Genomic DNA, 12,545 nt, shown 5'->3' with positions numbered 1-12,545 from the left:
TTGCCCGGCCGGGTAACCTGGGTTGGCTACAACCAGCGCGTCGTCTGGACCACAATCAACCGGTTTTCCAACTCCGGTGGCAGCAGCGCGAAGTTCACCTGCAACCGGATCACTGGCTGTTAGGCCTGCCCGTTTTTCTTCGAATTTGCATAGCCAGCCGACGCACCCATTGGCAAAGACCGCGCCGGCCAGAATCAGGTTAAGCAAGTAGCGCCCCTGAAGATGAAGACCCATCCATGAAAAAAGCATCGTCGACTTCATTGTTATACTATAACATGACAAATCAACTCCCACGACGGACCTGCTCATGAATGCGCTGACTCTGCCGGATATCGCCGCGCAGGCCTCACGCCAAGCCCTGCCACTGGAGTGGGTGGGCATGTGCGGCATTGCTCTTCCCGTTATGTTTGATGGCCAACGCTTGAATGCAAAGGCTGATGCCGGCGTGAGCCTCGACGATGGCAATGCGCGCGGCATTCACATGTCACGGCTCTATCTGGCGCTTGAATTGCTGGAGCAGGAAAGCCTTTCACCGGCTTTATTGCGACGGGTTTTGCAGCGTTTTCTTGAGAGTCATGAAGACCTGTCCAGTAGTGCGCACTTAACTATTCACGCCGATGTACTGCTGAAAAGACAGGCGCTGATCAGTCCATTGGCAGGCTGGAAAAGCTATCCGGTGAGCATCGAAGCGCGTTTGAAAAACACGATGTTCCACGTGGAACTAAAAATCGACGTGCCTTATTCCTCTACCTGTCCGTGCTCAGCGGCCCTTTCTCGACAGTTGATACAGCAGCAATTCGTCGATGATTTCGCCAACAAGTCACTGCAACACGCTGATGTTTTAGCGTGGCTCGGCACCACGAACGGCATCGTCGCCACACCTCACAGCCAACGCAGCCAAGCAACGTTGTGCGTACGGCTGGCTGATTTCCTGGATGAGCTGCCTCTGATCGCCATCATCAACGACGCCGAAGCTGCACTCGGCACAGCCGTTCAAACGGCCGTAAAACGCGCCGACGAACAGGCCTTCGCTTTGGCCAATGGTCAGAATCTGATGTTCTGCGAGGACGCCGCACGCCGTTTGAATCTGGCCCTGAAACGCTCCACAGGCATCAATGCCTTCCACATTCGTGTGGCCCACGCCGAAAGCCTGCACGCCCATGACGCCGTTGCCGAGACCCGTTTCAACTGGGAACAACCTCAATAACCTGTACAACGCATTGAGCAAACCATGATCCGCAAGAATCCATCCGGAGATTTACCGCTGATTGCCGAGTCTGCTTACGTCGACAAGACGGCAATCATTTGCGGCAAAGTGGTGATCGGCGAGAACGTGTTCGTCGGTCCCTACGCCGTGATCCGCGCTGACGAAGTCGACGAATCGGGCGACATGCAGCCGATCACCATCGGCGCCAACTCGAACATCCAGGACGGCGTGGTGATCCACTCCAAATCCGGCGCGGCAGTGACCATTGGCGAATTCAGTTCCATCGCCCACCGCTCGATCGTGCATGGCCCCTGCACCGTGGGTAATCGGGTGTTCATCGGCTTCAACAGCGTGCTGTTCAACTGCGTGGTCGGTGACGGTTGCGTGGTACGACACAACTCGGTGGTCGACGGGCGTGACCTGCCTGAAGCCTTCTACGTGCCCTCCACCATGCGGATCGGCCCCAACACCGATCTCTCGCAATTCCCGCCGGTAAGCGTCAGTGCTTCGGAGTTTTCCGAAGACGTGGCGCGCACCAACGTCGATCTGGTGCGCGGCTACAAAGCCCTGCAAAACGAGTTCTGACCATCAGCAGCGTGCTGATTGGCAATGCCCGGCTAGTGAATGCGCCGATACAAATTGCCTGGCAAGACGAAGGTCTTAATGACAGCGGCAAGGAATTAGCACTAGGTTTATCCGATAACGCTCGCTAGCAGCACCTGAGTACGCCGACCATGATCCAGATCACTCTGCCCGATGGTTCATTGCGTGAATTCGACCAACCGCTGTCCGTGCACGAGTTGGCCGCCAGCATCGGCCCCGGACTGGCCAGCGCGGCCGTAGCGGGGCGAGTCGATGGTGTACTGGTGGACTGCGAATACATGATCGAGGCGGATGCCCGGGTCAGCATTGTCACCCCCCGCGAGCCGGACGGACTGGAGATCCTGCGCCGCTCCTGTGCCTTGATGCTGGCCATGGCGGTCAAGCAACTCCACCCGCATGCACAAATGCGCGCGGCCAGGGAGTTGGGTGATGGCTTCTTTTACGAATTTGTCGTCGAGCGACCGCTGACTCCGGCAGACCTGCCCCTCATCGAAGCGCGCATGCAGTCACTGGCAGCGACCAATCACTCGATCCGGCGTCGGCCACCACGCGAAGAGGTATCGCTGTACCGGCTGGGGGACACCGAATACCAGAGCCATGGACCGCACGTCCCCACCACCAAAGTCTTGCAGGCGTTCGCCCTCGATCACATCAGCGGCACATTGCAACAACGGATCTACGGCACATGCTGGTCCAGCCATCAGGAACTGCAGCACTGGAGCCTTCCACCCCATGTGATCGTCGTCAGCATGGATGACCGCCAGACGAGTTATGCACAGGCAGTGACCGAATCCTTGCGCCAAAGGGGGGTGCGCGCAAGGGCCGACCTGCGCAACGAAAAAATCCGTTTCAAGATTCGCCAGCACAGCCGGACCGTGCCGTACCTGGTGGTGGTCGGCGAAAAAGAACAGGCCGGGGGGTTTGTCAGTGTGCGCAGCCGCACGGGGGAGGATTTTGGCCGGATGGCTGTCGAGGCTGCGTGTGAGTGGTTGAGTCAGCCGGGGGTATAGGGAGACTGGATGGACGCCTTCGCGAGCAAGCCCGCTCCCACATTGATTTCGTGAACACACAGATCAAATGTGGGAGCGAGCCTGCTCCGGGCGGCGTTCCGACGAAGCTTTTAAGCTCTCGGCTTCACCGTGCCGCAATCCTGCCCCAACCAGACAGCGCGGGATTCAAGGCTGCCCTTCTGTTGAATGCCGGTGGCGTTGAACGTCCCGTTGACCTTGGTGGTGAACTCGCGGTCGCTGAGGAATGTCGCCACGCCTGCGCCCTGGGCTCTCGGACAGCTGAAGCGGAATTTCCACTGATTGCCTGAGCGATCGGTGATTTCCTGCTTGCAGCCCGACTGCGGATCGGTCAGCGGAATGTCATCGGTCTTGACCTGCTCCGGTGTCAGGCACGCCCGGATCCCTTTGCCCCCCATGGTGATCCCCTGCTTTTCCAGCTGCGCACGCTGCTCAGGGGTCATCTGGCTCTGGATCTGACCGAGGATCAATTGCAGGTCCGGCATATTCTGCTCATCGACCTTCATGTTGCTCGTGGTCAGCTCCCACAATCCCGGTTGCAGCATTTGCGCGTGAGCCGCCACAGGAAGTGCCAAACCCAGTGCCATGGCCAAACCCAGCAGACGAACGTTCATCGAGTAACTCCTGATCAGTAGTGGCCGTTAGACGTCAGCCGCAGGCTTCGGTTCAGGGGCCAATTAATTAGCGACATTCTGCACGGAACATGGTCTGTTAAGCACTGAATCTTCAGGAGCAAGGCAGCCCCCATGGATTATTTCGGACCGCATATTTTCGGTTATACCATCGCCCTGCTGCACACGCTGGGCATGATCGCGGCCATCCACGCCGTGTTGACCGTCCGTACCGCCCAGGGCTCGATCGCCTGGGCCTTGTCGCTGTTTTTCATCCCATACCTCACGCTGATCCCGTACCTGATGTTCGGCCGCAGCACCTTTGATGGCTACATCAAGGCCCGACGGCAGGCCAACGAGGAGATGCGCAAGGCGGTTTCCGAACTCAACTGGCGACCCTGGGTAGAAGAAGCCCTCACCGCCCGCGCCTCTTCTGCCTACGCCTCACTCAGAGCGATGCCCAAGCTCGGAAACATGCCCTGCCTGGCCAATAACCAGACGCGGCTGTTGATCAACGGCCAGTCGACGTTCGAGGCCATTTTCGATGCCATCAGCCAAGCGAAAGAGGCCGTGCTGATCCAGTTTTTCATCGTCCACGACGACCGCCTCGGCCAACGCCTGCAAACTTTGCTGCTGAAAAAAGCCGCCGAAGGTGTGGCGATCTATCTGTTGTATGACCGAATCGGCAGCCATTCCCTACCCAACGGCTACGTGCAGGCCCTGCGAGATGGCGGGGTCGAGGTCAAGGCTTTTGGCCCCCGTAGTGGCTGGTTCAATCGCTTTCAGGTGAACTTCCGCAACCATCGCAAGATCGTGGTGGTGGACGGCATTCTCGGCTTCGTTGGCGGGCACAACGTCGGTGATGAATACATGGGCGAGAAACCGCCCCTGGCCCCTTGGCGCGATACCCACGTGCAAGTGCGCGGACCCGTGGTGGCGTGCATGCAGGAGTCTTTCGCTGAAGACTGGTTCTGGGTGGCTCATGCCCTGCCGCCACTGATCCTGCCCGAGGTTTATCCGGAAGACGGCGTACTGTGCCAGTTGCTTGCCAGTGGGCCGGCAGACGCCTACGAAACCTGTTCTCTGTTCTTTGTCGAAGCGATCCATGCGGCGACGGAACGGGTCTGGATCACCAGCCCGTATTTCGTCCCCGATGAAGCCGTGTTCGCAGCGTTGCGCCTGGCGGTCCTGCGGGGTGTGGATGTGCGGCTGCTGTTGCCGTCGAGACCCGACCATCGAATCGTCTACGCCGCCTCCAGCCTATACGCCTTCGAAGCCGTGCGCGCCGGTGTGCGGGTGTTCCGTTACGAGCCCGGATTCCTGCACCAGAAAGTGGTGTTGATCGACCGCGAAATCAGCGCCATCGGCAGCGCCAACCTGGACAACCGTTCGTTCCGGCTGAATTTCGAAGTGATGTTACTGACCGTCGACAGCGTCTTTGCCGCCGAAGTGGAACAGATGCTCAACGATGACTTCGCCAACGCCCACGAAATCGCCAAAGGAGAAGGCCGGGAGACCCACCGCCTGCAGCAGCTCGGCATGCGGGTCGCCCGGCTGATTTCGCCGATTCTTTAAAGGTAGATATCGTCCCGGGTCCATGGCAGTTCATGACTGCCATCGGCGTGGGCCTTCACAGCGAGAATCTGGTGCAGGTTGATCCAGCCGCGGGCGAACGCGTAGGCGCAACCGGCCAGGTACAGCCGCCAGATGCGCAGGGCTTGTTCCGGTACCAGTTTGGAAGCCGCTTCGAGATTGTCTTCGAGGCGTTCGCTCCAGTGATCGAGCGTGCGGGCGTAGTGCAGGCGCAAGCTTTCGACGTCGACGATTTCCAGCCCGGCCTCACTGATCTGCGCAGAGATCATCGACAGGTGCGGCAGCTCGCCGTTGGGGAACACATATTTCCCGATGAATTCACCGGCACCGCGCCCCACCGGACGGCCATCGGTGTACTTGGCGGTGATCCCGTGATTCATCACCAGGCCGCCCTCTTTCACCGCGCCGAACAGAGTCTTGCAGTACTCCGCGAGATTGGCGTGGCCCACGTGTTCAAACATGCCGACGCTGACTACCTTGTCGAAGCGGCCATCCTGCGGCAAATCGCGATAGTCGAGCAGTTGCAGCTCGACCAGGTCCTCCAGGCCCTCCGCTTTTACGCGCTCCCGGGCCAGAGCCAACTGCTCCTTGCTGAGGGTGATACCGAACACTCTCGCGCCAAACTCTCGCGCAGCAAAACGCGCCAATCCGCCCCAACCACACCCAACATCCAGCAGATATTCGCCGGGTTGCAGGCGCAGCTTGCGACACAAATGACGGAACTTGGCTTGCTGGGCCTGCTCGAGGCTTTCGCTGCCGGTCTCGAAGTAAGCGCAGGAATACGCCATGTCGCTGTCGAGCCACAGCTGATAGAACGCGTTGGAAAGGTCGTAGTGGTAGGAAATCGCCTTGGCGTCTGTATCTTTGTCGTGAACGCTACGAACAGGCTGATTGTCATCGTCTTCGTCCAGCAACGCCTGGCTCCATTCATCACAGACGCGGATCACATCGCTGATGGAGCCTTCGAGCTCCAGTTTGCCTTCGACAAAAGCAGCACCGAGGGCATCCAGGCTTGGATGGGTAAACTGGGAGACCAGTTGCGGGTCCTTGACCACAATCGTGACGCTGGGCGTCGGCCCCAGATTGAATTCATGGCCGTCCCAGAGTCTCAGGCGAAGCGGTAACTGCAGATTCTGTAAGGCCGGTGGAAGTTGCGCGAGCATGGAGAATCCCCCTTGTTTCAGACGTCTGATCAGAGGGTAGACCATCTATGAAAAATAGCTGGCTATCGAATTAGTAGCCGTTTTCAATGATTCGCGACGCCAGAACCGACCGCCGCGAACGCACAAAAATGATGTGCCCTCATCTCCAATGACTACGAACCGGGCGCACAGTTCTAAAAAGTTTAAGACCTGTGATGACCCGGTTTAGAGCATTCGCCTTCAGGTTTCGTCCTTGAGCTTGAGCAACGGCTCCTGGAACCGCAGCAATCGACCGGCATTGCCCAGCACCAACAACGTGCTGAAGTTATGCAGCAACGCCGCAATCATCGCCCCGGCAGCGCCGAGCCAGCCGAACGCGGCGAAGGCCACAATCGCCAGGGTCCAGCCCAGCCCGATGATCACATTGACCTGCAATGTCTGGCGGCACTGGCGGCTCAGGCGCACGCAGGTGCCGAGGCGACGCAGGTCACTGCCGATCAGCACGATGTCAGCCGATGCCAGGGCGATGTCTGCACCGCCCGCGCCCATGGCCACACCGACCACACCCGCCTTGAGGGCCAGTGAATCATTGATGCCATCTCCGACCACCATCGGCCGGAAGCCGCTGTCGATTTCCTTGAGCACACGGTTGAGTTTGTCTTCGGGCAGGGCTTGCGCTTCGACGTCGCTGATTCCGACATCCCGGGCGAGCGTCTGTGCGACGCTGTGTCGATCGCCGGTGAGCAACAACTGGCGACCCAGACCCAACTCACGCAACTCACCCAAGGCAAACTGCGCCTCGGGTTTGACGCTGTCGGCCAGCAACAGCCAGGCAAGAAACTCCCCATTGAGCGCCAGCCCGGCAATCGGACCATCGTGATCGGGAACTGCCGTTGTACTGATGCCCAGCTGCGCAAACAACTCCGGCCGGCCGAGCGCCGCTTCGCCCTGCCCGGTCATCGCCACCACACCCAGGCCCTGGCGTTCATGAATGTCGGTCAGCAGCAGAAAATCTTCCTGGGCCACCAACCCCGCCAGGGCGCGGCTGACCGGATGGCTGCTGGCCGAGCCGAGGCTCGCCGCCAGCTTCAGCACATGGCTGCGATCCTCCAGCGGGCTGTCGATGGATTGCAGACGCAAGGTGCCGAAGGTCAGCGTCCCGGTCTTGTCGACCACCAGCGAGGTCAGGTCCGCCAACTCTTCGAGGAATGCGGAACTGCGGATCAGAATCCCGTGGCGTGCCGCCACCGCCACACCCGCAATCGCCGTGGCCGGCGCCGACAACACCAGCGCACAAGGACAGGCCGCCACCAACACCGCGAGCATCGCCTGGGCGTTGTTGGTGATGAACCAGGTCACGGCCGCCAGCAGCAATACCAGCACCATGTAGCTGCCGGCGTAGCGCTCCAGCAAACGGGTAATGGGCGGCTTCGAACGCTCGGCGTTTTGCATCAGGGCAATCACTTTGCCGAGGGTCGACTCATGGCCGGTGCGGGTCACTTCGATTCGCAGCAGACCATCGAGGTTGATCGCACCACCGAACACCGACATGCCGACACCGGCCTCCATCGGTACCGATTCGCCGGTAATGGAGGCGGTGTCCAGACTGGCTTGGCCGGACAACACCCGGCCATCCGCCGGTACCCGGTCCCCGGCGCGCACCTCGACCCGATCGCCGGCCTTGAGCGTGCCGTTGTCGACTTCGATGATGGAGCCGTCCGCCTGAATCTTGCGTGCGTGGCTGCGGGTCAGTTTGCCGAGGGCGTGAATCGCCTCCTGGGAGCCGATCACGCTGCGCTCCTCCAGCACATGGCCGAAGATCATGATGATCGGCAACAGGGCCGCCGTCAGCAGATCCCCGGTGGCCCAGGCACCCAGCATGGCCAGGGCAATCAATTGATCGGTGATGCCGTGCAGGCTTGGATAACGCAGGCTGTACCAGGCCGAGCGCATGACCGGTACAGCAACCAGCAACGAAGCAAACCCCAGCAGCAATTGACTGACACCGGTCTGCTCTGGCGCCAGCCAACGCCAGATCAGGCCCAGCGCCAGCAGGCCCAATGCGAGCATGGCCAGGGTCAACTGGCGTGCGGCGCGGCGCTGTTCGGCCGAAGACAACAGGCTCGGTGCGGCGGCGGTTTGAGCGGTCATTGTGCAGCTCCCTGAATGATCAGGCGGGAATCGTCTTTGGGATCGACCGTGGTGACGGAACCTGCCTGGTCGAGAATTTTCGGCATGCGCTCGCGATAAATGCGCAGCAACATCTGCGGGTCGACACCTTGCTGCCGGGCTTTGGCCAGGCTCATTACGGTAGCCGTATCGGCAGACGCTTTGGCCAGCCGTTCACTCGCCTGGGCATGGGCCACTTGCAGCGTACGGTCGGCTTGCTCGTTGGCGGTCTGTGTCAGTTTCTCGGCTTCGGTGCGGGCATTGGCAACGGCCTTGTCGGCTTGCTGGCTGGCGGTCAGTACCGCGTTGAAAGCGTTAACCGCAGGACTTGGCAAACTCGATTGCACATCGACCCGTGCCACTTCGATGCCCAAGCCTTGCCCTGTTGCTGTGAGTTCGGCCAGCCGTTGATTGATGCCCTGCACCAGATCACCGCGCAAGCGCTCGCGTCGTTCCGCCGCCTGGCTATCGGCACCGATCAGTTCCGGACGAGCGACCAGAATGGTGTCCAGATCCCGTGCGGCCGTGAGCGCCAGCGCGCTGCGGGTCACCAGCCGATCCAGAGCCGGCAACACATGTTTGCCCTGAAGCGCAAACGCATAGGGCTCGGTGACCTTGTAGAAAACCCGAACATCGAGTTGCACCACGCCGGCGTCACCCGTTAGCAGATAGCCGGAGCCTGCGAGGGCATCGCTGATGGGCGTGGCAAAACTGGCCACGCGATCAGCCTGCGTCGCGGCATCACTGCGCAACAGGCTTTCCACTCGACGCTCGATCACCCGGTCCGCCGCCGGCAACAAAATCACCTGCTCGAAGGGTTGCGGCCAAGCCAGAAGCAGCCCGGCATTCTGAATGCGATCCAGCGCGCCGAAATGCAAAACCACGGCGCGATGTTGTGGATCGATCTGCCGTACATTGGAAAACGCCCAGGCCAATGCCGCCAACACCGTCACCGCATACAACGCAATAAACGCCAGGCGCCCGGCCTGAATCCAGGGGCTGCTCAACTCATTTGTTCCACGTGGAACCAAACTCATGGCTGCGATCCGGACGTGTTGTCGAGGCTCGGCGGACCGTCGACCAACACTCGGAACGGTGCGGCATCGGTACGCAGAATCAGCTTGGTGCCCGGGGTCACCACAGTGCCCAAGGTGTCGAGCGAACGCAGCAGATTGTAAAGCTGCGGCGACGCCGCATAGGCGCGACCATAAATCTGCGCCGCTTCGACGCGTGATTGCGCTTCGATATCTGCCGCTTTCACTGTGGCATCAGCCTGCACAATTCGCGCATCACGTTCGGCGGCAGAACGAATTTGTGCGGCTTCACGCTTGCCGATGGCCGTACGTTCGGTGGCGATGGTTTCACGCTCGGCGCGCATCCGGTCGACGGTCGCGGTAAGCGTTACCGAAGGCAGCGTCAGTCGTTCGATGCCGACCTGCAACACGCGCACGCCATAAGTGCTGAGCAACTGCTGATCGATTTGCTTGCGCAGTTGCGCTTCGAAATCGGCGATGCGTACCTGGCTGGCATCGGTATTGACCAGGTTCGACAGATCAAAACTGCTGGCGGTGGTCTCCAGCGCGGAGCCGACAAAGGTACGAATCTGCCGCGCAGCCTCATCAGGCTGGTTCTGTACTGCACGCATGAAGCGTTGCACATTGTCCGGATCGCCCTGCACCTGCCACGCCACATAGGCCTGAACGATGATGCGCAAACCGTCCCGGGTGCCGACATCCTGCAAACCGCTGGATGTGGTGCGCAGCCGCAAATCCACCGGGATCGCCGCCTCGAACGGTGCTGGCCAGCGCCAGCCCAGCCCCGGCTCCAGCAAGACCCGGGAAGGGTTGCCGAAGCGCGTGATCACCGTGGCCTCTCCCGAACGCACCTGCACCAGGCTCGCGGCGGCGACTGCAAACGCCACCAGCAATGCCGCCCAGCCCATACGGCGCCACGGGAATGGACCGGCCTCCTGCGGATCGCCGTGGTGATGATGGTGATGGTGATGCCCACCATGGCCGTGATCGTGGCCGCTGAGGTCATCGTGATCGTGCGTATGGGACTGGCTCAATTGGCAGCTCCTGGCTGAACGGTTTTACGCGACGGCGCGGGGTCAACCGACAGCGTGAAAGTACGGAGGTCGATGGTCGGCGCATTGCTGCTGCCGCCCAGACGATGATCGAGCACCAGCAATCTGGCGTTGGCCAAACCCTGGGACAACTGACTGAAATACTGCTCCAGCACGAAGGCCTGGCCAGCGCTGGCATAGGCTTTCTGCTCGGCGTTGAATTTCAGGTCCGCAGCCTGGGCGCCAGCATTGATTTCACGGGCGCTGGCCGTCGCCTGATCGCGGGCGATGCTGGCCTGCAACTGCGCCTGGTGAGTGGCTTCGGCGGCGGCACCGCGCTCACGGGCAATCAAGGCTTGCACCCCAATCTGTGCCGCTTGCACGCCGTGATAGGCGTTGGCGGCACCAGCCGGCGGGTGAATCGCCTCGACCACCGTGGCGAGAATTTCCACGCCGCTGTCGAGTTTTTTCATGTCCGCCTGTACGGCGCGGCCGATTTCTTCCGCCAGCCCTACCCTGTCCTCACCCAGTAAACCGTCGAGGGTGCGCGAGGCAAAATCGTGAACCAGAATTCGGCTGGCCGTGCTGCGAATCAACATCGGCACATCGGCACTGTTATAGGTCGCGGCCAATGCCGCCTCATCGCTCAGACCAATGCGATAGACGAAGCGCACATCCATGTTGACGATCTGAAAGCTCTGCCTGTCGGCTCGGCTGCTGGCGATCACTTGGGATTTGTCGTTCACATGGCTGGCGTCCCACAGGCGATTGGCAATTGCCGGGGCCGGGCCTTCGGCAGGGTCGGTTTGAGCAGGGGGCGTGGTTTCGCCAACACTGGTGGCCAACTCGTGCACCACGCCATTCTCGACGCGTAACACCCGGCCCAACGGCCAAGGCAGGCCTATATGCAAACCCGGGCCAAACACCTCCACCGGCTTGCCGAATCGTTCATAAATGCCACGCCCTTGCAGCGCAATTTCGTGAATGCCCGTCAGCGACCAGCCAACCAGCGTAACCACCCCCAAAACCGGCAGGAACGCCCGGCGCATGTAAGTGAAGGCCCAGATCTGCCGCAGATCTATACCGAAGCGGTTGTGTAATTCGTGCTGCAATGCCAGCAACGGCTGTGGTGGCCAGCGCAGCATGTCGGCGACAAAGCTGCGCGCCAGTAACTCCGGCTCAAGGCGTTCGCGGCGCGGACTGAACAATGACAACACCGCACGCAGCAACAGCTCTGCCGCCACCAACCCAGGCAGCAGTCCGGACAACACCGCCAGACGTACGGGCCATACCGACGATTCATCGGCAAACAACAGACAAAACGCAGCGAGTAGCAGGCTGATGATCGGCACACGTGTCAATTGCGCCAACGCGGCGGCCTCAGGCCATTGCGTGGTGTTTTCCTGCGCCAGATGACGCTCCATCACCAACAGGCCGAAGGCCAACAGCAACGAGAACGCCGCCCCGACAGTGGCCGCCAGCCCCAGCCCTGCCGGGGGTAACGAAAGGTCCCAGGCCTGTTCGACACCCAACACCGCCAACAACGCCCAACCGCCAAGCCACAGCGTCGGCGCGCCAATTTGCCCGAGCAGGTTGTGCGATTGCCGACTGATCCGGTCCAGCAAACGTTCATACCAGCCCAAAGGCTCGGCAGACTCCTCGACAACGATCACTGGCGCCACGGGATTCATCGCGCGGGCACGCCATTGGGCGACCCACCCGGCCGATTGCAAGCCCGCTATCAGCACCACAAACGCAGCGCTCAAATTCAGCAACAACGCTGGCCACAACGTTTTCGAGGCGAACAGCCCGGCAAAAAACGCCAGCAACGCACCCACGGTGGCGAGTACGCCCGCACCGATGGCGAACTGGCGCAAACGCCGCCCTTGAATGAACGCCTGCTGAAAGCGCGGCAACCCGGCTAGCGGCGTTTCATCAACATCGAGATCGACTTGCATACCACCCCAGAGCGTCTTCGCTTACAGGACAATTCGTTACGATATAACGGAAATAGTGAAATTTCCGTATTCAAGCGCGCTATCTAAAGATGCCCAACCTGTCGCTAACCTGAAGCCTTGACCGAAAGGTTGCGGCGCTCATATATTACGTTCGTAATATTATTCAGGA

10 protein-coding genes and 1 pseudogene are annotated in these 12,545 nt (G+C 60.5%); 5 read left to right on the top strand and 6 right to left on the bottom strand.

The features are described from left to right. Nucleotides 1-18: 18 nt before the first annotated feature. From AC3WN7_RS11915 to AC3WN7_RS11900, 4 genes and pseudogenes are all read left to right on the top strand, one after another. Nucleotides 19-123: pseudogene (locus tag AC3WN7_RS11915) on the top strand (glutamine synthetase); the annotation flags it as partial. A 184-nt stretch (nt 124-307) separates the two neighbouring features. Beyond that, a complete protein-coding gene (folE2, locus tag AC3WN7_RS11910; RefSeq protein WP_102673727.1) occupies nt 308-1,207 on the top strand; it encodes a GTP cyclohydrolase FolE2 in 900 nt (299 codons plus the stop codon). A gap of 24 nt (nt 1,208-1,231) precedes the next feature. Next, nucleotides 1,232-1,792 (top strand): gamma carbonic anhydrase family protein, encoded by a 561-nt coding sequence (locus AC3WN7_RS11905; protein WP_015097421.1) that lies wholly within the window; start codon nt 1,232-1,234, stop codon nt 1,790-1,792. A gap of 149 nt (nt 1,793-1,941) precedes the next feature. Further along, nucleotides 1,942-2,820 (top strand): His/Gly/Thr/Pro-type tRNA ligase C-terminal domain-containing protein, encoded by an 879-nt coding sequence (locus AC3WN7_RS11900; protein ID WP_102673726.1) that lies wholly within the window; start codon nt 1,942-1,944, stop codon nt 2,818-2,820. Nucleotides 2,821-2,930: 110 nt separating this feature from the next. On the opposite strand, the gene AC3WN7_RS11895 is transcribed toward AC3WN7_RS11900, so the two are convergent. Further along, nucleotides 2,931-3,452, bottom strand: a complete 522-nt coding sequence (locus tag AC3WN7_RS11895) for a DUF3617 domain-containing protein (protein ID WP_095964386.1) — start codon at nt 3,450-3,452, stop codon at nt 2,931-2,933. Between the two features lie 132 nt (nt 3,453-3,584). Between AC3WN7_RS11895 and cls the strand changes: the two genes are divergently transcribed. Continuing rightward, nucleotides 3,585-5,024, top strand: coding sequence for a cardiolipin synthase (gene cls / locus AC3WN7_RS11890; protein WP_102673725.1), 1,440 nt, complete (start codon nt 3,585-3,587; stop codon nt 5,022-5,024). On the opposite strand, the gene cfaB is transcribed toward cls, so the two are convergent. From cfaB to hflK (AC3WN7_RS11865), 5 genes are all read right to left on the bottom strand, one after another. Beyond that, the gene (gene cfaB / locus AC3WN7_RS11885) at nt 5,021-6,205 is read right to left on the bottom strand and encodes a C17 cyclopropane fatty acid synthase CfaB (RefSeq protein ID WP_095964388.1); all 1,185 of its coding nucleotides are present in this window, start codon (nt 6,203-6,205) and stop codon (nt 5,021-5,023) included. The genes cls and cfaB overlap by 4 nt on opposite strands. A 219-nt stretch (nt 6,206-6,424) precedes the next feature. Continuing rightward, nucleotides 6,425-8,335, bottom strand: a complete 1,911-nt coding sequence (locus tag AC3WN7_RS11880; protein ID WP_102673724.1) for a cation-translocating P-type ATPase — start codon at nt 8,333-8,335, stop codon at nt 6,425-6,427. Further along, a complete protein-coding gene (hflK, locus tag AC3WN7_RS11875; RefSeq protein WP_095964390.1) occupies nt 8,332-9,390 on the bottom strand; it encodes a protease modulator HflK in 1,059 nt (352 codons plus the stop codon). Before hflK (AC3WN7_RS11875) ends, AC3WN7_RS11880 begins: the two co-directional genes overlap by 4 nt. Continuing rightward, nucleotides 9,387-10,421, bottom strand: coding sequence for a protease modulator HflC (gene hflC, locus AC3WN7_RS11870; protein WP_095964391.1), 1,035 nt, complete (start codon nt 10,419-10,421; stop codon nt 9,387-9,389). The genes hflK (AC3WN7_RS11875) and hflC overlap by 4 nt, the downstream gene beginning before the upstream one ends. After that, a complete protein-coding gene (hflK, locus tag AC3WN7_RS11865) occupies nt 10,418-12,376 on the bottom strand; it encodes a protease modulator HflK (RefSeq protein ID WP_102673723.1) in 1,959 nt (652 codons plus the stop codon). Before hflK (AC3WN7_RS11865) ends, hflC begins: the two co-directional genes overlap by 4 nt. Nucleotides 12,377-12,545 lie beyond the last annotated feature (169 nt).

It is taken from the genome of Pseudomonas sp. FW305-70, assembly GCF_058783925.1.
Note: the sequence above shows the minus strand (reverse complement) of the source record. Positions and strands in the feature narration are given on the sequence as shown.

Excerpts from the sequence above, each read along its gene's own strand:
- folE2 (WP_102673727.1), top strand. The coding sequence starts at position 308 with ATGAATGCGCTGACTCTGCCGGATATCGCCGCGCAGGCCTCACGCCAA.
- AC3WN7_RS11905 (WP_015097421.1), top strand. The coding sequence starts at position 1,232 with ATGATCCGCAAGAATCCATCCGGAGATTTACCGCTGATTGCCGAGTCT.
- AC3WN7_RS11900 (WP_102673726.1), top strand. The coding sequence starts at position 1,942 with ATGATCCAGATCACTCTGCCCGATGGTTCATTGCGTGAATTCGACCAA.
- AC3WN7_RS11895 (WP_095964386.1), bottom strand. The coding sequence starts at position 3,452 with ATGAACGTTCGTCTGCTGGGTTTGGCCATGGCACTGGGTTTGGCACTT.
- cls (WP_102673725.1), top strand. The coding sequence starts at position 3,585 with ATGGATTATTTCGGACCGCATATTTTCGGTTATACCATCGCCCTGCTG.
- cfaB (WP_095964388.1), bottom strand. The coding sequence starts at position 6,205 with ATGCTCGCGCAACTTCCACCGGCCTTACAGAATCTGCAGTTACCGCTT.
- AC3WN7_RS11880 (WP_102673724.1), bottom strand. The coding sequence starts at position 8,335 with ATGACCGCTCAAACCGCCGCCGCACCGAGCCTGTTGTCTTCGGCCGAA.
- hflK (WP_095964390.1), bottom strand. The coding sequence starts at position 9,390 with ATGAGTTTGGTTCCACGTGGAACAAATGAGTTGAGCAGCCCCTGGATT.
- hflK (WP_102673723.1), bottom strand. The coding sequence starts at position 12,376 with ATGCAAGTCGATCTCGATGTTGATGAAACGCCGCTAGCCGGGTTGCCG.